This window comes from Corynebacterium aurimucosum, assembly GCF_046895345.1.
GTDB lineage: Bacteria > Actinomycetota > Actinomycetes > Mycobacteriales > Mycobacteriaceae > Corynebacterium > Corynebacterium aurimucosum_G.
The window spans coordinates 1,078,666-1,103,409 of sequence record NZ_CP160096.1; the positions used below are offsets into that span (position 1 = coordinate 1,078,666).

Consider the following 24,744-nt stretch of genomic DNA (forward strand, 5'->3'; position numbering starts at 1 on the left):
TCCCTACTTCTTCTCGGTCAGCTTCTTGTACGCAGCCTCGACGTCGTCCAAGCCACCCAGGCCGTTGAAAGCCTGCTCCGGGTAGTGGTCGAATTCGCCGTTGCAGATGCGCTCGAAAGCGTCGATGGTATCGGCCAGCGGCACGTAGGAGCCCGGCAGGCCGGTGAACTTCTCTGCGACGAAGAAGTTCTGGCCCAGGAAGCGCTCGATACGACGAGCACGCTGAACGGTGATCTTGTCTTCCTCAGACAGCTCGTCCATACCAAGGATGGCGATGATGTCCTGGAGCTCCTTGTTCTTCTGCAGAATACCGATGACACGCTGTGCCACCTCGTAGTGGCGCTCGCCCACGATGGACGGCTCCAGAATACGAGAGGTAGAGGTCAGCGGGTTCACTGCCGGGTAAATACCCTTCGAAGCAATACCACGGTCCAACTCGGTGGTGGCGTCGAGGTGGGCGAAGGTGGTGGCCGGAGCCGGGTCAGTGTAGTCATCGGCCGGCACGTAGACGGCCTGCAGAGAGGTAATGGACTTACCCTTGGTAGAGGTAATACGCTCCTGCAGCACACCCATCTCATCAGCCAGAGTCGGCTGGTAACCCACGGCGGAAGGCATACGGCCCAGCAGGGTCGACACCTCAGAACCGGCCTGGGTGAAACGGAAGATGTTGTCGATGAACAGCAGCACGTCCTGGTTCTGCACATCACGGAAGTACTCCGCCATGGTCAGGCCGGACAGAGCCACGCGCATACGGACTCCTGGCGGCTCATCCATCTGGCCGAAGACAAGTGCGGTGTCCTGGAGAACGCCCATCTCTTCCATCTCGAGGAAGAGGTCGGTGCCCTCACGGGTACGCTCGCCGACGCCTGCGAAGACGGAGGTACCGGAGAACTCGCGTGCGATACGAGTAATCATCTCCTGGATAAGAACGGTCTTACCCACACCTGCACCACCGAAGAGGCCGATCTTGCCGCCCTTCACGTAGGGGGTCAGCAGGTCGATGACCTTAATACCGGTCTCCAGGATCTCGGTCTTACCCTCCAGCTGGTCGAATGCCGGCGGCTCACGGTGGATGCCCCACTGCTCGCCATCGCGGCCCAGACCCGGCTGGTCAAGGCAGTCACCGAGGGCGTTGAAGACGTGGCCCTTGACCACATCGCCCACCGGGACGGAAATCGGCTTGCCGGTGTCGGTCACGGCTGCACCGCGGACGAGGCCGTCGGTCGGAGCCATGGACACGGCACGGACGAGGTTGTCACCGAGGTGCTGAGCGACCTCAAGGGTGACGGTCTTTGCAACAGCCTCGAGGGTCACCTCGACGGTCAGTGCGTTGTACAGTGCCGGCAGCCCGCCACGCGGAAACTCCACGTCGACGACCGGACCGATGACACGCACCACACGGCCGGCGGTAGCCGACGACTGTGTGTTCTGCTCTTGCAGAGCTGTAGTCATAATCTAGTCACTTTCTGCGCTTTCGGCGAGCGCCCCAGCGCCACCGACGATCTCTGTGATTTCTTGGGTAATCTGCGCCTGACGGGCCTGGTTGGCCACGCGCGAGAGGTCCTTGACCAGCTCGGTAGCGTTGTCGGTTGCAGACTTCATTGCGGTACGGCGTGCGGCGGACTCGGAGGCCGAGGACTCCAAGAACATCGCAAACAGGAGGCGAGAAACGTACTGCGGAAGCAGCGCTTCCATCAGGGTGTCCGCATCCGGCTCGAAGTCGTAATCAGGAGTGATCTGATTAGTCGATTCGGCGTCGGAAAGCGCGGACTCACCCAGGTTGTAGTCCTCTTCCTCAATAACCGGTACCACCGGCAGCAGCTGCTGCACACGCGCGGTCTGGGTCAGCATGGACTCGAACTCGGTGTACACAACGTGTACCTGGTCGAAACCGCGAACGGTCTCGCCTTCCACGTGAATACCCTCGCGGGTCTTGGCCTGGCCATTCGAACCGGCGACGAAGCCGTCGATGATGTGGCGGCGCACGTCGTGCGTCTTCTCCCAGGTTGGATCCTGCGAGAACCCAGTCCAGCTGCCTGCGACCTCGGCCTCACGGAACTTGTAGAAGCCAACGCCCTTGTTGCCGGTCACGTAACGGACGGTCTCGAAACCCTCGCCCTTCAGCAGGGCTTCCAGCTCGGCCGCCTTCTTGAAGATGTTGTTGTTGTAGCCACCGCACATACCGCGGTCAGAAGAAACCACGAGAATGGCGGCTACCTTGGCATCTTCGCGTTCCCGGAGCATCGGGTGATCCAGGGACGTGTGCGCCGCCAGCTTGTTGAGCACGCTGGATAGTTCACGTGCATAAGGCTGTGCCGCTTCTACCCTGGCCTGAGCCTTGGTAATGCGCGAGGTAGCAATGAGCTCCTGTGCCTTGGTGATCTTCTTAGTGGAATTGACGGACCGGATACGGTCACGCAGTTCACGAAGATTAGCCATGGTGTTCGCTCCTCCCTTCTTTTTCTAGACGGTTAATTCTTAGAGCGTGCGAAACTCTATTTGGCCGTCTTGCGGGAGACGTTGAGCTCGGTCTTGTTCACGTCATCTGCGGCGAGCGGGTCAACCGGAGCCTCGGTACCGAGGTTGTTGCCCTCGGTCGTGCGGAATGACGGAATGAAGTCCTTAGCTGCTGCAACAAGTGCATCCTTGGACTCGTCGGTCAGAGCGGTACCGCCCTGGATCTGCTCGAACACCTGCGGGGTTGCAGAGTTGAGGTGATCGTGCAGCTCCTTCTCGAAGCGGCGTACGTCCTCGACGGGAACGACGTCGAAGATGCCCTGGTCTGCGAGGAAGATGGACACCATCTGGTACTCGACAGGCTGCGGGGAGGACTCGGACTGCTTGAGCAGCTCGACGAGGCGCTCACCGCGCTCCAGCTGAGCCTTGGAGGCCGGATCCAGGTCGGATGCGAAGGCCGCGAAGGCCTGCAGGTCACGGTAGGCAGCCAGCTCAAGACGCAGGTTACCGGCAACCTTCTTCATACCCTTGGTTTGCGCAGCACCACCAACACGGGAGACGGACACACCGACGTTAATTGCCGGACGGACGCCCTGGTTGAACAGGTCGGACTCCAGGAAGACCTGGCCGTCGGTAATAGAAATAACGTTGGTCGGAATGAAGGCGGAGACGTCGTTCGCCTTGGTCTCGATGATCGGCAGTGCGGTCATGGAACCTGCACCCATGTCGTCGGAGAGCTTTGCAGCACGCTCCAACAGACGGGAGTGGAGGTAGAAGACGTCGCCCGGGTAAGCCTCGCGGCCCGGCGGACGGCGCAGCAGAAGGGAAATCGCACGGTAGGCCTCAGCCTGCTTGGTCAGATCATCGTAAATGATCAGGACGTGGTTGCCCTGGTACATCCAGTGCTGACCCAGAGCTGCACCGGAGAACGGTGCCAGCCACTTGAAGCCGGCGGCGTCGGATGCCGGAGCCGCCACGATGGTGGTGTACTCCAGAGCGCCGTGCTGCTCCAGGGTGTGGCGCACACCAGCGATGGTGGAGCCCTTCTGACCGATGGCGACATAGATGCAGCGGACCTGCTTGTTCTTGTCGCCGGATTCCCAGTTAGCCTTCTGGTTCAGGATGGTGTCGATACAGACAGCGGTCTTACCCGTCTTACGGTCACCAATGATCAACTGACGCTGACCGCGACCAATCGGGGTCATCGCGTCAATAGCCTTGATGCCGGTCTGCATCGGCTCTTCCACCGGCTGACGCTGCAGCACGGACGGTGCCTGCAGCTCGAGGACGCGGTCCTCTTCACCGGTGATCGGGCCCATGCCGTCAATCGGCTGGCCCAGGGGGTTAATTACGCGGCCGAGGAATTCCTCGCCCACAGGGATGGAGAGAACCTCGCCGGTCCTCTTGACCTCGTCGCCTTCTTTCAGCGACTCGAAGTTGCCCAGGACCACGACACCGATGGAGTTGGTGTCAAGGTTCTGTGCGACGCCAATCACGCCGCCCGGGAACTCGAGCAGCTCATTCGCCATGACGGACGGCAGGCCCGAAACCTGCGCAATACCGTCAGCTGCCGAAATGACCACGCCGACCTCCTCACGGGAGGCCTCCGCGGAGTAGCTCGAGGTGTAGTTCGCAATCGCGCTACGGATCTCGTCGGAGGAGATCGTCAGCTCCGCCATGTTCTTCCTGCTCTCGGTAGTATCTTCCAGCAATTACTTAATCGTTTCTGTCGTTTCGGCTTATGCCATCTGCGCGCGAAGGCGGGCGATTTTGCCTGCCGTCGAGCCATCGATGACTTCGTCGCCGACGCGGATGGTCATACCACCGAGGAGGCTGGTGTCAACCTCAGAGTGGATGGACATCGCACGACCATAAATTTTGCCCAGCTTTTCAGCGAGTGCTGCCCGCTGGCTATCGTTCAGCTCACCCGCGGTGGTCACGCGCGCGATGGTACGGCCCTGCAGCTTGGCTGCGGTGTCCGCCAAACCGGCGAGATCATCAATCGGGTTCTGCTCAGGGCGGCCAATGGCCTGCAGCGCGAGGGCCTCAGTAACCATCGTGACCTTGCCGTAGAGCACGCTTGCCAGCAGCCCGACCTTACGATCGGACGTAGCAGTACGGTCTGAAAGCAGCTGGGTCAGTTCGCCTTCTCGGTCAAGCACGCGCGACAGGGAGAAGAGCTCGTCTTCTACCTGGCCCAGCTTGCCCTCAAACTCAGCGCCACGCAGCAGTGCGCGGCGGCCGAGGATGATGAGGCCACGGGCGATATCACGCGGAGTCGACCACTGTGCGGCGGCGGCCTCCTGCAGCACCTGGAGTGCTACCGGGGTGACCTTCCCGCCGAAAAGGGTCTGGACCAGGGACTTGCGTTCCTCTGCGGTGGCGGCGTCGTCGGTCAGCGCGACGCGCAGTTCGCGGTCGCCGTCGAGGACGCGGACTACCTCGAAGAGGTCCTGGCCTGCCTGGGTAGCAGTCGCTACCGAGCGGTCGCTGGAGAGGAACTCATCCAGCTTGGACTCAGTGGTAGCGAGTGCTTCGCGGCTAGCTGCCTTCATCGTTGCCTACTTTCCGGCCGGTGCCACAGTGTCGAGCTCGGACAGGAAGTTATCAATCGTGGAGGACTGCTTGGTGGCGTCCGAAAGTTCGCCGCCGAGCAGCTTCTCTGCCAGGTTGATGGAGTTCTGCCCGATGTCGGAACGCAGCTCAGACACGACCTGTGCGCGGGAAGCTTCAAGCTGCTTCTCGCCGGCGGTCAGGATGCGACGAGACTCTTCCTCTGCAGCTTCCTTAGCCTCTGCCTCGATCAGCTTGCCGCGCTCACGCGCCTGCTCACGAATCTCCGCAGCCTCTGCTCGAGCGTCAGCGAGCTGAGCATTGTACTTTTCCAGAGCGGCCTTTGCTTCGGCCTGCTGAGCCTCCGCACGCTTAAGGCCACCTTCGATCCGGTCTTCACGCTCCTGCAGCATCTTGTTGTATGCCGGAAGAACGAGCTTCCAGAACACAAGCAGGATGATGGTGAACGGAATGAGGGACCAGACCAAGTCGTACATCTTGGGCAGAAGGATGGAGTTACCGCTCTCCAGCGGCAGGTGCTCACTTCCCTCTGCTGCAAGGTAGTAAATGACGTTGTTCATGGGGCTCCGTTCTTAAAGTTCGATTTACTTTGTGTAAAGCGCTCTTTAGAACAGGAAGCCTGCAACGAGGCCAATCAGGGCGAGGGCCTCAACGAAGGCGATACCCAGGAACATGGTGGTACGCAGCTGACCAGCCATCTCCGGCTGGCGAGCCATGCCCTCGACGGTCTTGCCGACGAGGATACCGATGCCCAGACCCGGGCCGATGGTTGCGATGCCGTAGCCGATAGCACCGAGACCCTTGAGGGTGGACTCGTCAGCGGCCTGAGCAAGAATGATTTCGTTCATGATGAAAGTCGTTCCCTTTCAATGTTTTCCCACGGATTTGTCCGCGGGGGATGTGGTGGTTTTGGGGTATTTAGTTAACCGCGAGGTTCGCGTTGTTGTTAGTGCGAATCTGCATGCAGCGACAATTCGATGTATACCGCCGTCAGCAGGGCGAAAATGTATGCCTGCAGGAAGATGACGATAATTTCGTACAGCGTGAACAGAACCGCTGCGACCAGCGTCAGGCCACTCATGGCAGTCCAGCCGTTGAACTGGAAGAAGAAGAAGTTCGTTGCCGAGTACAACAGGACCAAAATGAGGTGGCCAGCCAAGAAGTTCGCCATCAGACGAAGAGCCAGCGTGACTGGGCGCATGACAAACGTAGAGAAAGCCTCAATCGGTACAACAAGCACGTGCAGCAACGGCGGCAGGTTAGGAATAACCACCGAGGACTTGATGAACTTGCCGAAGCCAAAGCGCTTAGCACCGGCGTAGATCATGGCGATGTACGCGACAGCTGCCAGCACGATTGGCATACCAATACGAGCGTTCGGAGAGATGTTTAGAGCTGGAACAATAGTTGCTACGTTCCAGAACAAAACACCGAAGAAGATCGTGGCCAAGATCGGAAGGAATCGACGCCCTTCCTTGCGGCCCAAGATGTCTTCTGCGATGTGAATTCGTACGAAGTCAATCGCATGCTCCGCTACGTTTTGCAATCCTTTAGGAACCAGCTTCGGGTTCCTGAAGGCGACAACAAAAAGGAGCACCAGAATGGCCGCCATGAACAGGCGAACCAGCATGATGCGATCCAAAGCGAACCAACCGTTGGCGAAATCGGCGAACAAGAGATCGACGACTTCACCATCATCGGTTACGTGCCCCGGGAAAAATTCTGGATCCAGTTCGGGTGCGTGAAACTCACCCTTCATGGCCAATGTCGTAACGCTCAGCGTTCTCTCCCGTGTTCGGGCCACACAGCTTGTCGAAGGCTATGTGGTGCGATGGACGTCTCAAGCTCTTTGCCCTGTCCACGGACTCCGTCGCACATCAGCGTAAACAGGGCAAGGATAAACCGTACTTTTTCGGGATAGCATGACGCTAACCCGCGGTAACCCGAAGAGAATGCTATCAGTTCGCCCTCAAGTTTTCGCACGTGGGGGCACCGTTGCGGACCTAAAGCCACAGCCCAGCACCAGAAAGCCCCATAAAAGGCCCGCATTCTGCCAAAACCCTGCTGAGTGTATTTGGTCACATACCCACGTTTTCCCACCTTGACGGGGGTAATGAGCAGGTTGAAAGACGCGTCTTACTACACAAAAAGCCACCCTCCCGGGGTCACCGGAAGCGGTGGCTTTGATGAAGATCGAGGCGCGCTAGGACACGTAGGTCACGTTGGAAGTAATCACACCCCAGACCTCGGTTCCCAGCGTCACCGCCAGCGCTAGCAACACAGTCACAAACAGCGCCATCGTGTCATAGAACTCCAAGTCCTTAATCAGCAACAGCACCATGATGAGGATGACCACCTTGAGCAACCAGCCGCCGAGCACCACAGCCATCGTGGTCGAGGGCGTAGTCCGCGCGGTAAGAAGCACCGAAGCTGCGGTAAAGAGCACGAAGCCGCCTCCGATAGCGGCACCGACGAGCACTCCCCAAATGCCAGGCAACCCACGAACGCCACCCCAGATGGCTAGGGATGCGATGGTCACTACGACGAGGCCAATGGCTCCGAGGCGCAGGGCGCGCTTGAGGGGACGCCGGTGATCGTCATAGGGCGATAGCTCTTCGGAAGTCGTTGAATCAGTCACAGCCCCATACCCTACCTCAGGAGGGATCCGTTTCCAGCACCACGCTAGTCGAACGCGGCCGGCGTCCAATCTTACCCTGGCGCAGCGGAATCAAGGTCACGCCAAAGGCTACGAGGAGCGCAAAAACAGCGAGCACCACCGCGACAGGGGCTGGAACGATGGAGAAGGAAACCGCCCCGAAAGCCACCGCGGAGACCCACAGGTAGAGCACCAGCACGGTGCGGCGGTGCGTATGCCCCAGCGACAGCAGCCGGTGGTGGATGTGCGCCTTATCGGCAGCGAAGGGCGAACGCCCCTGCGAAACACGCCGAATGACCGCCCAGACAAGGTCCAGGACTGGAATAAAGACCGCGGCAACGACGACGATGACGGGTGACATCAGCGCCACGATGTCCACGGTGCCGTAGAGGGACATGTTGATCTTGCCGGATGCTGAGGTCGACGCCGCGGCGAGCAACAAACCAATCAGCATCGCTCCGCTATCCCCCATGAAAATGCGGGAGGGCTCAAAATTATGCGGAAGGAATCCAGCACACACACCAACAAGTGCCGCCGCAATAATCGCGGGCGGATAGGCCGATACGGTACCGCCTTGGTCATGCAGAACAGTCAAGGAGAAGACCAGGATGGCCCCGCCGGCAATCATGCCCAGCCCGGCCGCCAAGCCGTCGAGGCCGTCGACGAAGTTGATGGCATTAATGAGCAGTACGGTAAAGAAAGTGGTCAAGAGTGTTCCCTGGACCTGATCCAGGATGACCGTCGTTCCATCACCAAAAGGCAGAAAGAGAAGCGTCCAGGTCAAGCCCAATCCGCTCATAATGGCTGCGGCAACGAGCTGCCCGATGAGTTTGACCAAAGCACTCAGTTCCAACAGGTCATCCACCACACCGACAACCACGATGGCGGCAGCGGACCAGAGCACAGCGTTCATCTCTGGCGTGACGGGCATAAACCCGCGAGTCAAGGCTGGAAGCTGGCCGGCGAGGTACACGGCGGCAGCAAACCCCGTAAACATCGCCACTCCGCCAAGCTGCGGGGTGGGCTGGGAGTGACTATCGCGCAGGCGGATCTCCGCCACCTGGCCACTGCGCACCAGAAAGGTGCGCACCAGTCCGGTGGTGAGGTAGGTAAACGCCGCGGCGACGAAGATCACCAACGCCAGCTCCCGCAGCGGCACTCCGGTTCCAGCCACTGATGTCTCCTTAAGAGGATTGGGAGCCCGGGCGTGTGCGCAGGGACTCTGCAGACACTCCGATGACCTCGCCGATCTGCTCGGCGCTCAAAGCACCTTCGCGCAGCAGATACGGGTGTGAGCCGGACAGATCAATGATGGTGGAGGGCTTGCCCACCTCAGCTTCTCCCCCGTCGAGGTAGACCGTGACGGCCTTACCCAGCTGCTGCTTGGCAGCAATCGCGGTGGTGGGCGGAGTCTGTCCAGAGATATTCGCGGAAGACACCGCCATGGGTCCGACCTCGCGGAGGAGCTCGATTGCAATGGGGTGCAGGGGCATGCGCAGCATCACCGTGCCGCGGGTATCGCCCAGGTTCCACGGAAGCGAAGGCGCTTGCGGGACCACGATGGACAAACCTCCCGGCCAGAAGGCCTCGATAAGCGTTTGTGCGGTGTCATCCAGAGAGGCGACAAGGCCTTTCACGGTGTCCCAGGATCCCACAAGGACCGGCACCGGCATGTCTGGGCCGCGGTGCTTGGTGGCCAGCAGGCTCGCAACGGCGTCGTTATCGAAGGCGTCGCAGCCCAACCCGTAGAGCGTATCGGTGGGCATGACGACGAGTCGGCCTGACTTAGCCGCCTTGACGGCAAGGGCCATTCCTTCCTCGCGCTCAGCAGCGTCCGCACAGTTATAAATCTGTCCCTGCATTGGTCTCTCCTTAATCCCGTTCCTATCGGCTTGTCGACCAATCTTCGACCAATCTACTGTACTCCCCGTTCGGCCGTGACAAAGCGGGCAGTGCCAGTCAGATCCTTAAGTACCTCGATGCGCGTAAACCCGCCATCCGCACGCAGGGCTTCTTGCACCTGTTCAGACGTGTCATCATCGTGTTCAATACCCACCTTTCCGCCGGGGCGCAGCAGCGCAGCGATGGACGGAATCATCGCGTTGATGGTCTCCATGCCGTCTGCTCCCCCAAACACCGCCTCGTGGGGGTCTTGGTAGACCTCCGGATCCAGGTCCGGGGTCTCGGGGACATAGGGCGGGTTGGTCAGCACGAGGTCGACGGTGCCGTGCAGTTCTGGCAAGAGGCCAGCGTCGGTGACGTCGCCTTGCACCACGTTCACCGACCTCGCCCCGCCGCGCACAGTAGTCGCAGCGTTGCGGCGGGTGTAAGCCAAGGCGGCGTCGGCAAGCTCTACTGCCCACACCTCGGCCTGCGGTACGTAGTGGGCGACGTACAACGCCAGCGCACCGGATCCGGCGCACAAATCCACGACGCGGGGAGGGTGCGCGTTAGTCTTCGTCATCTCCCGCGAGTTAAGTTTCGTCATCTCCCGCGAGTTAAGTTTCGTCAGAAACTTAACTCCCCAGTCGGCGAGCACCTCCGTCTCTGGGCGCGGAATGAACACGCCGGGGCCGACCTCGAGTTCGAGGGGACCAAACCACGCCACTCCTAGGATGTGCTGGAGGGGCTCGCGCGCTTCACGACGCCCCACCAACGCCCCATATGCCACGTCAAAGCCGGGGATCGGAGCCTCGTTTAGCGGGATATCCATGTGGCCGCAGTGAATGAGGTGGGCAGCCAACAGGCGCGCATCCCACTCGGGTGAGGGTACCCCGACAGCGCAAAAGCGCTCCGTGGCATCACGAAGCGCCTCCTTATAGGTGTGAAAAGTCACCGTATCTAACCGTGCCTTAGCCTTCGGCCTCAAGACGCTCCGCGCGCTCCTGGGCTTGCAGAGCTTCGATGAGATCCTGCATATCGCCGTCGAGCACGGAGTCAAGGTTATTGGCCTTGTAACCAATGCGGTGATCGGTGATGCGGTTTTCCGGCCAGTTATAGGTGCGGATGCGCTCCGAGCGGTCCATGGTGCGCACCTGGGAGGCGCGCTGCTCGCCGGCCTCGGCCTCGCGGGCCTCGCGCTCCATCTGGTCCAGGCGAGCCTGCAGCACCTGCAGGGCACGCGCCTTGTTCTGAATCTGCGAGCGCTCCTTCTGACAGGTCACCACCAGGCCAGTGGGCAGGTGGGTAATACGCACAGCGGAGTCAGTGGTGTTCACGCCCTGACCACCCTTACCGGAGGAACGGTAAACGTCGACACGGATGTCCTTGTCATCGATATTGACGGAGTCGATCTCCTCCGGCTCCGGGTAGACCAACACACCAGCCGCAGAGGTCTGGATGCGGCCCTGGGACTCGGTCACCGGCACGCGCTGTACACGGTGGACGCCGCCTTCAAACTTGAACACGCTCCACGCGCCATCGCGCGAGGGGGTCTTGGACTTGAAGGAGATGGACATATCCTTCACTCCGCCAAGGTCGGACTCGTTGAGGCCCAGAACCTCCCACTGGAATCCTGCCTTGTCGGCGAAACGCTCGTACATGCGGGCCAAGTCGCCGGCGAAGAGCGCTGCCTCTTCACCACCAGCACCGGCCTTGATCTCCATGATGATGTCCTCGGAGTCATGCTCATCGCGCGGGGCTAGCAGGTCCGCGAGTTGCTCCTCCAGCTGCACGACGAGCGGCTCGAGGCGGTCCACCTCAGACTGGAACTCGTGATCCTCGTAGGCCATTTCCTTGGCGTCGGTCAAATCCTGGCGGGCCTGGACCAGCTCTTCGTTGACGGCGACGATAGGGCGCAGCTCAGCGTAGCGCTTTGATAGCTTGCGGAATTGCGATTGATCCCCGGCTACTTCTGGGTCAGCCATCTGCATTTCGATGCCTTGGTACTCGGAGATGATGTCATCAACGAGGGAAACCTGGCTAGACATTACTTGTAGTCCTCCTCGTCCGTGTCTGCCGCCATGGGCGCGGACGAAGCGACCTGCATGAGGAACTCGCCGTTGGAGCGGGTCTTCTTGAGCTGCTTGATGAGCAGGTCAATGGCGGCGAAGGAGTCCAGGCCGGAGAGGATGCGGCGCAGCTTGGTCATGATGCGTGCCTCCTCCGGAACGAGCAGGAGCTCGTCCTTGCGGGTACCGGAGGGGTTGACGTCCACGGCCGGGAAGATGCGGCGCTCGGAGATGGCGCGGTCGAGCTTGAGCTCGGCGTTGCCGGTGCCCTTGAACTCCTCGAAGATGACAGTGTCACCGGTGGAGCCGGTCTCCACCATCGCGGTGGCGATGATGGTCAGCGAGCCGCCGTTTTCGATGTTGCGGGCAGCGCCCAAGAAGCGCTTCGGCGGGTACAGGGCGTTGGAGTCCACACCACCGGAGAGGATGCGGCCGGATGCCGGGGAGGAGTTGTTGTAAGCACGGCCTAGGCGGGTGATGGAGTCGAGCAGAACGACGACGTCCTTGCCCTGCTCCACCAAGCGCTTGGCGCGCTCGATAGCCAGCTCCGCCACCGAGGTGTGCTCTGACGGAGGGCGGTCGAAGGTGGAGGCAATGACCTCACCGTTAACGCTGCGCTGCATGTCCGTGACCTCTTCGGGGCGCTCGTCCACGAGGACCACCATGAGGTAGCACTCCGGGTTATTCGTGGCGATGGCGTTGGCGATGTTCTGCAGGATCGTCGTCTTACCGGCCTTCGGCGGGGAGACGATGAGCGCGCGCTGGCCCTTACCAATCGGCATGATGAGGTCGATGACGCGAGTGGTGAGGATCTTCGGGTCCGTCTCTAGGCGCAGACGCTGGTTCGGGTAGAGCGGGGTGAGCTTGGCGAAGTTCGGGCGCTCCTTCGCGGTGGACGGATCCAGGCCGTTGACGGTGTCGACCTCCACCAGCTGGTTGTACTTGCGGCGGTTGCGGCCGTTGCCGTGGGTGTGGGTCGGGCCGGAAACTTTGACCTTGCCGGTCAGAGCGTCACCAGAGCGCAGGCCTAGGCGGCGCACGAGGTTGTTGTTGACAAAGACATCGGAGCTCGCCGCACGGTAACCGGTGGTGCGCAGGAAGGCCACGTTGTTGTCCACAACCTCGAGGATGCCGCCGACTACCTGCACTTCATCGCCCTCGCGGATCTGCAGGTCATTGCCACCATTGCCGCCGTCGCGGTCACGACCGCGGCGGTTGCGACGGTTACGGCGGTTACGGCGGCCACCACCACCGTTGTTGTCATCATCGTTGCGGTGGTTATCGCGGCGGTTGTTGTTCTGGCCACCGCCGTTATTGCCGCCGTTATGACCGTTGCCACCGTGGCCGTGGTCACCGTTGTCGGAGTTCTTTCCGCCACGGGACTGGTTGTCCGACTTGGCGTTGTTGTCCTCGGCGCCATTGTCATTCCCGTTGCCCTTGGACTCTCCGCGGGCCTCGCGCTCTTGACGGCGAGCGCGGTTGCGGCGGGCGCGGCGGGCCTGAGAACGGGACTCGTAGCGCTGCTCGTCGTGGCCGTCCTTGTGCTCGGACTCGTGAGCACCGTCCTCACCCTTGTGGGCATTCTCGGATTGCTGCTGCGACTGCTCCTGCTGACGCTTCTTGTCCTGCTCCGGTTGCTCGGAGGCCTGGTCAGCAGCACCGGCGGGGCGCGAGGCCTTGCGGGCAGCGCGACGCGGCTGTGCGTCCTTAGCCTCGCCCTCGGCAGCAGCCTTTGCGCCGCGTGCCGGAACCTGGCCGGTGGTCAGTGCGGTGATGAGGTCCCCCTTGCGCAGTCCAGAAACGCCGCGAAGTCCGCGCTCCGCAGCCAGCTTGCGCAATTCCGGCAGCTTCAGGGATGCGAGATCCTGTGCTGCGGTCTTGTCCGTATCGCTCACGGATATCCTTTCGTCGCTTCACCAACGCGCGCCGTCTTATCTGCCGCACCTGCACTGTGTGTGGTGCTGTTCCAAGCGGGCGTTGGAAGCCAGTGTGTAATTGAGATGGTCCGCCGCCACCAGCGAGTTCACGCGACCGCGATCCCCGTGGGCGGTGGTTGTCTTGGCTCTCCCCTCTTTTTTCGGCCCTGCGGTACAGAACTTTAGGAACCCCTTGCAGAACTCCTGAAAGATCTGAAAAGGATGCGGCCGCGGGTCAATCGCGGGGAGATATTTTTAAGAAGGCGACTGCGAGCGTATCTCTCCCCTCTCACCGCCGCGCGCACCGTTGGACTGCCATGAGTTTTCACCGCAGGTGTGTGCGCCGTGGAGGGAGCTCGGAGGTGCGAGGAAGGCTTTCCCCGCCAGTCGCGAACAACTATACCGTATCCTTCCACCGCGCTCACACTGACACGGCTAAAGTAGTGCGCATGCTCTCCACAATGCAGGATATCCCGCTGTCCCTCACTCGCATCCTGGAGTACGGTTCCACTGTCCACGGCCAAACCCAGGTGGTTACGTGGCACAGTGCCAATCCCGGCAATGAACGCGAAGAAACCACCTTCGCCGATATCGGCGCACGCGCCGCTGCCTTCGCCCACGCCCTGCATGACACCCTCGGCATCACTGGTGATGAACGTGTGGGCTCCCTAATGTGGAACTGCGCCGAACACCTCGAAGTGCTCTTTGGCACTGCCTGCAAGGGCGCGGTGTTTACCCCGCTCAACAAGCAGCTGATGAATGATCAGATCCGGCACATCATCAACCACGCTGAGGTCCGCGTCATCGTCGCGGATTGCCGCCTCGCCGAGCAACTGGACCAGGTTCTGGAAGGCGTGGACTGCGTGCGCGCGGTGGTATTCACGGGCGTCGACAAGCCCAGCACCGCTCTGCCGGGCAACGTCGAGGTATATAGTTATGAGCAACTGCTGGATGGGCACTCCACCGTGTATGACTGGCCGGTTCTCGATGAGCACACCGCCGCCGCGCTGTGCTACTCCACCGGCACCACCGGTGCACCCAAGGGCGTGCTCTACTCCCACCGCGCCCTGTACTTGGAAGGTATGCAGCTGCGCTCCTCCGATTCCTTGTGTGTGACCCACGGGGAAACATTTCTGTGCTGCATCCCCATCTACCACGTGCTGAGCTGGGGAGTTCCCTTTGCTGCGTGGATGACGGGCACGCCGCTGGTGCTTCCCGACGCCGACGTCTCCCCCGCCACCCTGGCCAAAATCATCGCCGCCACCTCCCCGCGCGTGGCGCACGGTGTGCCCACCATTTGGATTCAGCTCTTCGTGCACTACCTCAAGAACCCGCCGGAGCGTATGACATTGACGGAGATCTTCGCTGGTGGCTCCCCTGTGCCGCCGCAGCTCATCAAGAGCTGGGAAGAGCGCTACGGCGTGGACGTGGTCCACGTGTGGGGCATGGCGGAAACCACCACGGTGGGCACCGTGGCGCGCCCGCCCTCAGGTGCTTCGGGTGAAGCCCGGTGGGCCTACCGCATTTCCCAGGGGCGCTTCCCCTCCTCCCTGGAATACCGGGTGGTCAATGACGGCCACGTGGTCAACACCACCGACCGCAATGCGGGCGAGATTCAGGTGCGCGGCAACTTGGTCACCGGCTCCTATTACCACTCGCCCACCTCGGAGGATGGCGGCGCTGCTCACGAGTTCCGCGGGAAAGACGTCGAGGACGCGGCTTCCAAGTTCACGGCGGACGGCTGGCTACGCACAGGCGATGTCGGCTTCGTCACCGAGGATGGCTTCCTTACCGTGGAGGATCGTGCGCGCGATGTCATTCGCTCCGGTGGTGAGTGGATTTACTCCGTGCAGTTGGAGAACCTCATCATGGCCAACCCGGTGGTACTCGAATGCGCCGTCATTGGCTACCCCGACAAACAGTGGGTCGAGCGCCCGCTGGCTGTCACCGTGCTCGCCGCAGGCATCAGCCCCACGATTGAGACCGCCGAGCGCCTGCGCAACGGTATGCGCTCTGAGCTGCCCTCTTGGATGCTGCCGGAGTACTGGACCTTCGTGAAAACCATCGATAAAACCTCGGTGGGCAAATTCGATAAGAAGGACCTGCGCGCCCACCTTGCGGAGGGCGAGTACAACATCATCCGTCTCAAGGGCCCGGGTGAGGCGCAGCGCCTCGATGCTGCGGACGGCACGCCACAATAGACGACTATAGATTCGCTTTTACTCCGGCTAAAGTGTGGTTAATGTCTGATCGCGTCTTTTTACCTACGCCCTCCCCGCGCGGAATCCCCCGTGGCGGGGCCGACGCAACGGCTGCGGATCTCCCGCCTGCCCTACCCGATGGTCGCCGCAACTTGCTCGACCGTTACGGACGCCAAGCACGGGATCTTCGTGTCTCGCTGACCGATCGATGTAACTTGCGCTGCACTTATTGCATGCCCGCTGAAGGTCTCGAATGGATGCCCACCGAACAGACTCTCAACGACGAAGAGACCATCCGCCTCATCCGGATTGCCGTGACCCGATTGGGTATCCGTCAGGTGCGCTTTACCGGAGGCGAACCTTTGCTGCGCAAGTCGCTAGAGAAGATTATTGCCGCCACAACGCAGCTACGCACAGACGAACATTTGGTGCCCGGCACCGCCCTGACAACCAATGGCTTGGGACTCTCCCGCCGCCTGGACGGCCTCATTGAAGCTGGACTGAATCGCGTCAACATCTCGCTAGACACCATTGATCCCGCCCTCTATGCTCGCCTCACCCGGCGCGACAGGATCAAAGACGTCTTCGCTGCTATTGAAGCCGCCACGGAGGCCCACCGCGAAGGGCGTCTAGGCACAGTCAAAGTCAATGCTGTGGTGATGCCCGGAGTTAATGAAGAGGATATCGTTCCCTTGGCGCGCTACTGCCTGAAGCACGGGGCGCAGCTACGATTTATCGAGCAGATGCCCCTAGGCCCGCGCGAAGAATGGGAACGCTCTCGGATGGTGACCGCGGAAGATATCTTGGCTCGTTTGGGTGAAGAATTCGAGCTCACACCTGTGCAAAGTCCCCGCGGCTCAGCCCCCGCCGCGCTGTGGAACGCACAATCACGCGATGGCTTTATACCGGCAGGCCGAATCGGCGTCGTCGCATCCGTGACAAGGCCTTTCTGCGGCAATTGCGACCGCACGCGACTCACCGCGGACGGCGCTGTGCGTAACTGCTTGTTTGGGAACTCTGAGACATCCTTGCGGGACTTGTTGCGCAGCGGCACCAGCGACGCGGAACTCGCCGCCGCGTGGGCAGGCGAAATGTGGAAGAAGCTTCCGGGCCATGGTGCGGATGATGAAGGATTCCTCCAGCCCGATCGCCCGATGTCCGCCATCGGCGGCTAGATTGGGTGCAATGACAAGCACTGGGACTGGCTTAAGCATTGAGGAGTACTTCGACCGCCTCCACGCATTGGTTCGCGCCCTGCCTGCGGAGCGCGCCCCCCTTCTACAAGGCCGCGTTCTGGCCGAGCCACTCTTCGCCCGCCTTCCCCTCCCGCCGCAGGATAATTCGGCGATGGATGGCTTCCTCATCCCAGCTCCGTCCTCACCTGATGACGTCACCAAGCCATTCACCCTGCCTGTCATAGGGGATGTCCCAGCAGGCTCACCCGCCCAGGTCCCGCAGCCTGGGACCGCGGTGCGAATCATGACTGGCGGGGAGGTTCCGGAGGGGTTTGATGGCCTGGTCATTCCAGTAGAAAGCACCGATGTGCCCCCGGGGCCCGGACCTGTGCCTGAAACCGTCACGGTGCACCACCTGCCCGACCATAACCATATCCGGCGGCGCGGCTCCCACATCAGCGCCGGCCACCAACTCGCCGGTTCTGCCACGCTTGTCGACGCCCCCCTTATCGCCGCCGCCCTCTCCTCTGGTGTAGACGCCGCCGTGGTTCACCGCATCCCACGAGTGACCATCATTGCCACTGGTGAGGAGCTGCTCAACGGCCAGCTTTCCGATTCGAATGGGCCCATGCTCGAAGCCCTCATTTCTTCCACCGGTCTCTGCGAGATCACCCGCACGGCCTGTGGAGATTCCCCCGTTGAGCTGCACCGGCGCTTCAACGCGGCCGCTGCGGATTCCGATCTCATTGTCACCACCGGTGGCGTGTCCGCAGGCGCTTTCGACGTGGTCCGCGCTGTGATCGAGGATGCCGTGGAACGCGATTCTTACTGGTTCGGGCACGTCAACCAGCGGCCCGGCGCGCCACAAGGCCATGCGCTCTGGGACGGTATCCCCGTGGTGTGTTTGCCGGGCAACCCGGTGGCAGCGTTTGTCTCCGCACACCTCTACCTCACCCAACTGCTGTGCTCTCTGCGCGGACTGCCCCGCCCCACGGGTGTCAAGGACCGGCCGTGCCTCACCGCCGTCGCCGGTGCGGACTTCCCCGAACCGCACCACCCGCTCATTCAGCCGTGCTCCATCACCATGGCCGAAACCATCACCGCAAGCCCACCGCCGGGTCCGCGTATGCGCAGCCACCACGTTGCCGCGCTACCGGGCACACACGGCTTTGCACTGTTAACGAGTCCGGTCTCCGCCGGCGAGCAACTTACCGTCTACCCCTACTAGCTTCACAATCCGCCTCCACATCCCCACCCCTCCGTTGCTGCCAAAGATCGCGCATCTGAACACCCGGATCGGCCTACTCTTCGTCAGCTAGGCTAGGTCCACGCTAGGAAAGGATTCTTGTTTAGACATGAAGTTCACTCACCTCAATGCCGCCGGCTCCGCCTACATGGTGGACGTCACCGAAAAACAGCCCACGGTACGCACAGCTACCGCCCAAGGCGAGGTCGCGTGCTCACCAGAAGTTCTCACCGCGCTGCAGGAGGGAACCGTGCCTAAGGGCGACGTGCTTGCGGTTGCGCGTGTTGCTGGCATCGCGGCGGCCAAGAAAGTTCCTGATCTCCTTCCGCTGGCCCACACCATTGGGGTACATGGCTGTGCGGTGGATATTGAGCTGTGTGAAGACCACGTTTTCATCGAAGCCACAGTTCGCACCGCCGACCGCACCGGCGTGGAAATGGAGGCGCTCACCGCGGTGAACATCGCCGCCCTAGCGCTCATCGACATGGTAAAAGGCGTCGACCGCTCCGCCTATATCCGGCGCTGCGGCATCACCGCAAAGTCCGGCGGTCGCTCGGGTGATTGGTCCCGCGAACTGCCCGGCGCGGAAGGATAGAGAACAATGCCAGGTGTCATTGTTTTGGCGGGCGGACGCGGCACACGCATGGGAGGCGTGGACAAGGCAAGTATCACTCTCGCCGGTGAGCGCCTTATCGACCGCCTCCTGCGCCAGCTTCCTTATGGCGCGCCGGTAGCGGTCGTCTCGCCCTATCGTTTGGGCATGCCCCAGGTGTGCGAAAGCCCCCTGTTTGGCGGGCCTGCCGCAGGCATCGCTGCGGGCCATGCCGCGCTGGTCAGCTCCTCAGAGCCCACCACCGCCATCTTTGCCGTCGACGCCCCGGATTCCCCGCGTATCCTGCCTGTCCTAGAACAGGCCTTAGAAAGCTCCGATGCTGATGCCGCAGTGGCCACCCTCGATGGGCGCCTCCAACCGCTGTGCGCGCTGTGGCGCACTAAGGCCCTCACCCGCGCGCTGGAGGAGCTCGGAGATCCACGCAACAAGCCGGCCATGCACTTACTGAGGCTCGCGGGCACCATCGCCGAGGTCGAGGCAACGCCCGCAGTGCGCGATATCGACACCATGGACGAATTACGTATACGGCGCGAGCGCCTTGCTACTCAACGATAATCTGACCGTGCTGGCCCTTCTCCGCGTTCGTCATGAGGTGGTTCACAAAGGAATAGGTGCCCGGCTCGTTGAAGGTCATCTCCACGAATCCGCCCTGGGCAGGTAAGAGGTCCAGCGCCTGGGAGCCGGAATCCTTCGCGCCCTTAATGAGGTAGGTGCCTTCCTTGTACACGGTGTCGAATTGCTCGCCCACGACGTGGAAGCTCAAAGGAAGATCGGGGCCCAGATTAACCAGCCAGATACGCACGGTATCGCCCGCCTTGGCGCGCAGCGGTGCTAAGCCCTCGTCATATTGATTGGGATAGTAGTTGAAGGCGGTGAGGTCATAGTCGCCATTGCTGACTCGCTGCGCATCCGCACCTTCAGCTTCCCTGCCCGCGGTAGCGAGGAAGATTTCGCTGGCCGTCATGACGTACTCCGCATCAACGTCCCCCAGTGCATCCTCACCACGCGGATCGATAATGACTGCTCCCGCCATGCCGTTAGCAATGTGCAAGCTCATCGGCATCGTTGAGCAGTGATACATCCAGATGCCTGCCCGGTGCGCTACAAATTCGTATGTCAGCGACTCACCCGGCTGGATCGTCTTCATATTCTCATCCGGGTTGACCTCACCAGCGTGAAAGTCCACCGAATGTCCCATCGAGCCCTCATTCTTGATAGTGATGCGGAACGTATCCCCTACCTTGCCGCGCAGGGTTGGTCCGGGTGCCTGCCCGTTGAAGAGCCACCGGGTTTGGCGCACTCCTGGGGCGACTTCCATTTCCTTCTCTGTCATCACCCAGGTCTCCTCGTGAAGGTCGCCTTCCACGGGAGCAAGGGAGGCATCGACGGCGTCAAATCCCTCACGGGCTTCCATGCGCTCGGCCGCTGAGGGCACCGTCGCCGGGGCACCAGCAGAGCCCGTGCTTGCCGACGCTCCCGCATGCTCATGTTCCCCAGATGCTGGCTCGTCAACGTTGACCATAAACGTCATGCCCTGCATCTTGTGGCCGGCGATCGTGCAATAGCCTTCCACAGATTCATCGATGATCCCGGCATCCAGCTGCACGGTCTCACCCGGTTCCACCCTTCCGGTCTCCTCACGGCCGATCTTCAAGTCATGGACCTGGTCGCCCGTGTTATGAAAATTCACCACCAGATGGCTGCCCGCAGCCACGTCGATGGAGGAAGGGACAAAGGCCATGCCGTCGACAGAGACATCCACAGTGACGGCATCAGCGGAAGCTACCAGCGCCGGATCCTGTTTGCCTATCCGCGAATTGGTCACTGCCAGTGCAATGACCGCCACCAAGGCAACAATGATGATGAGCCAGGATGCCCACTGCTTCTCAGAATGCTCCTTTTTAACGGGCACGCTTGACATGAACTTCTCCTTGAGATGACGAGACGGCCCACACTAGGGCCGCACAATTGGCGATGAGGCCTAGCCCCATCATGATAAGCCCGGCGACGAACACACCAGTAATGCCAGTGAGGCTCAGCACGCCGCCAAGGTTGATAAGCGCTACGCGCACAAGCCCTGGAAGGTGGCCTCGCGCGGGATGAGCAGCCCCGGCCAGGATGGGCAGCATGTGGTGGAGTACCCCGGTCACGAGCTGCAGGAGGCCGGCGCCGACGAATGCGGGCATCAGCAGCAACGTCACCGCGCGTGGGTAAGCCCCGACGAGAGTGGCTGCCGCGTCACCGGCACAAAGTGCCAGCATCCATACCAGTCCCGCCATCGCGGACACGCTTGCCGTGGTCTTCACGCCACCAAGCGCGCCGGCAAGTACTGGCTGAATGATGAACACAGCGGCAAGAACGGTGAGTAGCTGCGCCATGCCGGCGGCGCGGGTGAGCCCGGAGGCGTCGGCAAGCATGGCCACCCCCAGCCCCACGCAATGCACGGTCAGAGCCCGACTACACCGCGCCCGAGCCACCGGGGAAATGGGGGTGCGGGTCAACGTCGGCAGCAGCGTGACTACGGTGCCCACAATGGTAAGCAGTGCAAACCCCCACACCATGCCGCGTGAATGCGCGGCCACCAACAGCGAGTAATTCCCCACCCCGTGCGCGGCCAGAATGACCATCAGCACAGAGATCACCATGAAGCACGCCGCGGCCAGATAAAAGGGCACGGTGACTGCGAAAGAGCCAGAAAGAGAGCCTCGAAGCCTGGTCCACAATGCCCACACGTGCCACCCCACTGCGACGATCACAAATGCGGAGCCAGTATCCGCGAGCACGCCCCAGTCGTAGCCTGCGCGATCAACAAGTAGCAGAACCAGCCCCACCTGCACTAGGCCTACCCGCGCGCCCACCCCGCGGAAGCCGGCAGCCGGGGTGCGGGTCAGTGCCTCAGTGAAGTGGGTGCTAAATACGAGGATGGCGGTGGTCAGCGCTCCGAGAGTAAAGGGATGAATGAGGTCCCACCACACCACGGGTGCTCCCAGATAGTTCGCCACGGTGATACCCACACCCACCGCGATCCACAAGGCAACCAGGCTAAAGGCGATGGTGTGCCAGCGTCGACGAGCAGCCAAGGAAGCGTCACGCAGAGGCACGTCTGACATTTTTATTTGCACGGATATAATCGTAGTAAATTGCTTGTAGGGGTAGCAACGCCCGCTCCCCCTAGAGAATCGAAAAGGAAACGATCAATGAACTTGCCGCTTATCGACGCCTCCAAGGGCCAGGACATCCCCACCCTCAACGCCTCCGAAATCCCTCACGCAGTGCGCCACGGCGCCATCCATGGAGCGCTGGGCACCCTCAACGTGGGCGAAGCCATGATCCTCATAGCTCCGCACGACCCGCTTCCACTGCTCAAAGAGGTGGACCAGCGGGAGGAGGTTTTCACTCGCGAGTATCTTAAGAAAGAACCACAAGACGTCCACATCAAATTCACGCGAACCGCCTAAAGCTTCCGTAAGCTGACTGAACATGCGCCTCGCAAAGATTGCAATCCCCGTCATCGCCGCCGCGGTGACCGTTGCCGGTTGTGCCTCTGACTCCGGAGATCCGTTGCAGGTATTCGCTGCGTCTTCCACGCGGGTGCTCAATGACGAACTCTCTCGTGCCTCCGAGACTCCGCTCGCCTTCAACAACGGCGGCTCTTCCGCTCTGGTACAGCAAATCAATGACGGCGCGCCCGCAGACCTTCTCCTCACTGCCTCTCGGGAAACCATGGAGAATGCACTTGCTCAGGGCAGCGTGGACGCTCCCGTAGCCTTAGCCAGCAACGTCATGGTTATGGTCGTGCCGAAAGGTAATCCCCAAGGTCTGCGCTCCGCGGCAGACCTGGAGCCCTCGGCACGCCTAGTTCTCTGTGATCCGAGCGTGCCGTGCGGAGCCATTTCCACGCGCATTATGGAGGCCAATGGCTGGCATCTGCACGCATCATCTTTGGAGAGCCAAGTCGCTGATGTCCTGGGAAAGGTTGCCTCCGGTGAAGCGGACGCCGGGTGGGTCTATTCCACCGACGCCGCCGCCAGCGAGGACGTCGAGGCCATCCCGCTCGCCCACGCGGAAGACTTCCGCAATGAGATCATGGGCGCGGTGGTGTCTGATTCACACCGCCACGAAGAAGCCCAAGAAGTCCTCTCGCTCCTCGAGTCGGATTTTGATAGCACCTGGGAAAAGTTCGGTTTCACGCCGGTGAACTAGGTGTCGCGTATGATTCTGCGCGAGCAGCGCCCACGGACCCCTTGGCCGGTTATCGCCGCCGGCGTGCTCGCGGCTATCTACGTCCTTGCCCCTGTCCTCGCGCTGGGAGTGCGGGTGCCCTGGAGGCAGCTCTCGGAGACGCTGAGCTCGCCGATGACCCAGGATCTTCTCCGCGTCAGCCTGTTCGCGGCGGCGTGGTCTACAGTGCTGTCCACGTTGCTCGGCACCTGCTTGGCGCTGTGGCTGCAGCAGCTACACCGCGTCTCCCACCTGGTGAGGCTGGTGGTCTACCTCCCCTTGGCCATGCCTCCCGTCGTGGGTGGCTTGGCTCTCACTGCGCTGCTGGGGCGCCGTGGGCTGCTTGGCCCTGCGCTTGAGCAGGCTGGACTGCACGTGTCTTTCGCCTTCCCGGGTGTCGTGGCAGCCCATGTCTTCGTCACGCTTCCCTTCGTGGTGGTGGCGGTGGACTCCGCGCTGCGGCAACTCGATCCTGAGGTCATCGCCAGCGCGCGCGGCATCGGCTTAGGAGCGGGAACCATCCTTCGGCGCATCATTCTCCCGGCCATCCGCCCCGCTGTGCTCACCGGTGGTGCGCTAGCTTTCGCCCGCTCACTGGGTGAATTCGGAACAACTATCACCTTCGCTGGTTCCCTGCCCGGCTCGACCCGGACCATGCCGAGCGGAATCTACCTAGAGCGCGAGGTCAGCGCGGACAACGCCTATGCCCTTTCCGCCGTGCTTATTGGAATAGCCATCCTTGCGCTCGCCGCCGCCGGACTGCCCCTGTTGCTGCGGCGTCGCCGCGAGCCGAAGGTGCGCATGCTCAAGCCGATGGATCCTGCGGCACTCCGGGCTGCAACCACCCCGGTGGGCAAAGCCCAGGACCTTTACGTCACGGTCGGCAACGCCACCACAACGTTCCGGGGCGGGCGCGTGACCGCGGTGGTCGGGCCCAACGGTGCCGGAAAGACCACGCTTCTGCGTTTCATTAGCGGGCGACTCCAAGGGGCACGCACCAACGCCGAACGCGTGATCATGCTTTCTCAAAACCCTGGGCTGCCGCCCACCGCCACCGTGGCTCAAGCTTTGACGATGGTGACCAAAGACCCGCAACGGACCGAAGAGCTGCTCAACGCCGCCGGATTGCAAGAGCTGGGCCATGTATCCGAGCTTTCCAGTGGTCAAGCCGCGCAGGTTGCCCTCCTCCGCGCGCTGGCGGCGCGCCCGGCGGTATTGGTTGCGGATGAGCCCTTTGCCGCCATGGACGTAGAATCCGCCGCGCGTTGGCGCTACTTACTGCGCCTTTCAGCCGCTGACCGTACCACCGTCATCGTCACCCACAGCCGCGTGGACCTCGACACGCTGGCGGACGACATCCTGGTGATGGAAGCCGGCAACATCATCTCTCAAGGCTCCGCGGAGCGCCTACTGGCACAGCCCCCGTCCCGCTTTATGGCAGAGCTGGCAGGCGTCAATGTGCTTCGCGGCTGCCTTCAGAATGATGCATTTCAGCCAGCTCGCAACGGCGAGCACTGGGCGGTCTTTCCCCAGACTGCGCTGCGCTTCGACCCCGCTGGCGCACTGAGCGCCACCATTCTGGCAGATCTTGGCAACACCACACTTGTTGATATTGACGGCCAACGGCTCACAGTGGACCAGCCAGCACCCCACAACGCCCCCGGGGATAAGGTGACCGTGGCCCTCGACACGCACGCTCTAACGGTCTATACCCGTATTTAATCCTGTGGATTTA

The 24,744-nt window shown here is 61.6% G+C and carries 23 protein-coding genes; 8 read left to right on the forward strand and 15 right to left on the reverse strand.

What is annotated here, in order from left to right:
• Nucleotides 1-3 precede the first annotated feature (3 nt).
• The 13 genes from atpD to rho all read right to left on the reverse strand — a co-directional run bounded on the left by atpD (nucleotide 4) and on the right by rho (nucleotide 13,532).
• Entirely contained in the window at nucleotides 4-1,452 is a 1,449-nt protein-coding gene (gene atpD / locus ABZS45_RS05255) for a F0F1 ATP synthase subunit beta (protein ID WP_010187062.1), read from the reverse strand.
• 3 nt (nucleotides 1,453-1,455) lie between these two features.
• Nucleotides 1,456-2,439, reverse strand: coding sequence for a F0F1 ATP synthase subunit gamma (locus ABZS45_RS05260; RefSeq protein WP_412100945.1), 984 nt, complete (start codon nucleotides 2,437-2,439; stop codon nucleotides 1,456-1,458).
• Nucleotides 2,440-2,495: 56 nt separating this feature from the next.
• Nucleotides 2,496-4,136 carry a F0F1 ATP synthase subunit alpha gene (atpA, locus tag ABZS45_RS05265; protein ID WP_412101143.1) on the reverse strand — a complete coding sequence of 547 codons (1,641 nt, stop codon included), beginning with the start codon at nucleotides 4,134-4,136 and terminating at the stop codon, nucleotides 2,496-2,498.
• Nucleotides 4,137-4,196: 60 nt separating this feature from the next.
• Entirely contained in the window at nucleotides 4,197-5,012 is an 816-nt protein-coding gene (locus tag ABZS45_RS05270) for a F0F1 ATP synthase subunit delta (RefSeq protein WP_412100946.1), read from the reverse strand.
• Nucleotides 5,013-5,018: 6 nt separating this feature from the next.
• Entirely contained in the window at nucleotides 5,019-5,591 is a 573-nt protein-coding gene (locus ABZS45_RS05275; protein WP_070443806.1) for a F0F1 ATP synthase subunit B, read from the reverse strand.
• A gap of 45 nt (nucleotides 5,592-5,636) precedes the next feature.
• Nucleotides 5,637-5,879 (reverse strand): ATP synthase F0 subunit C, encoded by a 243-nt coding sequence (locus ABZS45_RS05280; RefSeq protein WP_010187073.1) that lies wholly within the window; start codon nucleotides 5,877-5,879, stop codon nucleotides 5,637-5,639.
• 98 nt (nucleotides 5,880-5,977) lie between these two features.
• Complete coding sequence (gene atpB, locus ABZS45_RS05285) at nucleotides 5,978-6,790, reverse strand: F0F1 ATP synthase subunit A (RefSeq protein ID WP_070443803.1); 813 nt, start codon at nucleotides 6,788-6,790, stop codon at nucleotides 5,978-5,980.
• Between the two features lie 444 nt (nucleotides 6,791-7,234).
• Nucleotides 7,235-7,669 carry a hypothetical protein gene (locus tag ABZS45_RS05290; protein WP_049155069.1) on the reverse strand — a complete coding sequence of 145 codons (435 nt, stop codon included), beginning with the start codon at nucleotides 7,667-7,669 and terminating at the stop codon, nucleotides 7,235-7,237.
• A 16-nt stretch (nucleotides 7,670-7,685) separates the two neighbouring features.
• Nucleotides 7,686-8,861: an MraY family glycosyltransferase gene (locus ABZS45_RS05295; protein ID WP_070443800.1), complete on the reverse strand. Its 1,176-nt coding sequence runs from the start codon at nucleotides 8,859-8,861 to the stop codon at nucleotides 7,686-7,688.
• Between the two features lie 10 nt (nucleotides 8,862-8,871).
• Nucleotides 8,872-9,549, reverse strand: a complete 678-nt coding sequence (locus ABZS45_RS05300; protein ID WP_412100947.1) for an L-threonylcarbamoyladenylate synthase — start codon at nucleotides 9,547-9,549, stop codon at nucleotides 8,872-8,874.
• Between the two features lie 53 nt (nucleotides 9,550-9,602).
• Nucleotides 9,603-10,523: a peptide chain release factor N(5)-glutamine methyltransferase gene (gene prmC, locus ABZS45_RS05305; protein WP_412100948.1), complete on the reverse strand. Its 921-nt coding sequence runs from the start codon at nucleotides 10,521-10,523 to the stop codon at nucleotides 9,603-9,605.
• A gap of 16 nt (nucleotides 10,524-10,539) precedes the next feature.
• A complete protein-coding gene (prfA, locus tag ABZS45_RS05310; RefSeq protein ID WP_412100949.1) occupies nucleotides 10,540-11,616 on the reverse strand; it encodes a peptide chain release factor 1 in 1,077 nt (358 codons plus the stop codon).
• Complete coding sequence (rho, locus tag ABZS45_RS05315; protein WP_412100950.1) at nucleotides 11,616-13,532, reverse strand: transcription termination factor Rho; 1,917 nt, start codon at nucleotides 13,530-13,532, stop codon at nucleotides 11,616-11,618. Before rho ends, prfA begins: the two co-directional genes overlap by 1 nt.
• Before the next feature lie 470 nt (nucleotides 13,533-14,002).
• Here rho and ABZS45_RS05320 point away from each other — a divergent pair, with 470 nt between their 5' ends.
• From ABZS45_RS05320 to ABZS45_RS05340, 5 genes are all read left to right on the forward strand, one after another.
• Nucleotides 14,003-15,754, forward strand: coding sequence for a long-chain fatty-acid--CoA ligase (locus ABZS45_RS05320; protein WP_412100951.1), 1,752 nt, complete (start codon nucleotides 14,003-14,005; stop codon nucleotides 15,752-15,754).
• Between the two features lie 41 nt (nucleotides 15,755-15,795).
• Entirely contained in the window at nucleotides 15,796-16,929 is a 1,134-nt protein-coding gene (gene moaA, locus ABZS45_RS05325) for a GTP 3',8-cyclase MoaA (protein WP_412100952.1), read from the forward strand.
• A 10-nt stretch (nucleotides 16,930-16,939) separates the two neighbouring features.
• Complete coding sequence (locus ABZS45_RS05330; protein WP_412100953.1) at nucleotides 16,940-18,157, forward strand: molybdopterin molybdotransferase MoeA; 1,218 nt, start codon at nucleotides 16,940-16,942, stop codon at nucleotides 18,155-18,157.
• A 127-nt stretch (nucleotides 18,158-18,284) separates the two neighbouring features.
• A complete protein-coding gene (gene moaC, locus ABZS45_RS05335; protein WP_046648922.1) occupies nucleotides 18,285-18,770 on the forward strand; it encodes a cyclic pyranopterin monophosphate synthase MoaC in 486 nt (161 codons plus the stop codon).
• A 6-nt stretch (nucleotides 18,771-18,776) separates the two neighbouring features.
• A complete protein-coding gene (locus ABZS45_RS05340) occupies nucleotides 18,777-19,343 on the forward strand; it encodes a molybdenum cofactor guanylyltransferase (protein WP_154762053.1) in 567 nt (188 codons plus the stop codon).
• On the opposite strand, the gene ABZS45_RS05345 is transcribed toward ABZS45_RS05340, so the two are convergent.
• Together ABZS45_RS05345 and ABZS45_RS05350 are read right to left on the reverse strand one after the other, a co-directional pair.
• Nucleotides 19,330-20,709 (reverse strand): multicopper oxidase domain-containing protein, encoded by a 1,380-nt coding sequence (locus tag ABZS45_RS05345; protein WP_412100954.1) that lies wholly within the window; start codon nucleotides 20,707-20,709, stop codon nucleotides 19,330-19,332. The two genes, ABZS45_RS05340 and ABZS45_RS05345, sit on opposite strands and share 14 nt — an antisense overlap.
• Nucleotides 20,690-21,889, reverse strand: coding sequence for a beta-carotene 15,15'-monooxygenase (locus ABZS45_RS05350; RefSeq protein ID WP_412100955.1), 1,200 nt, complete (start codon nucleotides 21,887-21,889; stop codon nucleotides 20,690-20,692). Before ABZS45_RS05350 ends, ABZS45_RS05345 begins: the two co-directional genes overlap by 20 nt.
• A 96-nt stretch (nucleotides 21,890-21,985) precedes the next feature.
• On the opposite strand from ABZS45_RS05350, the gene ABZS45_RS05355 reads away from it, so the two are divergent.
• Genes ABZS45_RS05355 through ABZS45_RS05365 form a run of 3 tightly spaced genes read left to right on the forward strand, consistent with a single transcriptional unit; the run spans nucleotide 21,986 to nucleotide 24,731 of the window.
• The gene (locus tag ABZS45_RS05355; protein ID WP_412100956.1) at nucleotides 21,986-22,246 is read left to right on the forward strand and encodes a DUF2249 domain-containing protein; all 261 of its coding nucleotides are present in this window, start codon (nucleotides 21,986-21,988) and stop codon (nucleotides 22,244-22,246) included.
• 22 nt (nucleotides 22,247-22,268) lie between these two features.
• Entirely contained in the window at nucleotides 22,269-22,991 is a 723-nt protein-coding gene (gene modA / locus ABZS45_RS05360) for a molybdate ABC transporter substrate-binding protein (RefSeq protein ID WP_412100957.1), read from the forward strand.
• Nucleotides 22,992-23,000: 9 nt separating this feature from the next.
• Nucleotides 23,001-24,731, forward strand: coding sequence for an ATP-binding cassette domain-containing protein (locus ABZS45_RS05365; protein ID WP_412100958.1), 1,731 nt, complete (start codon nucleotides 23,001-23,003; stop codon nucleotides 24,729-24,731).
• Nucleotides 24,732-24,744 lie beyond the last annotated feature (13 nt).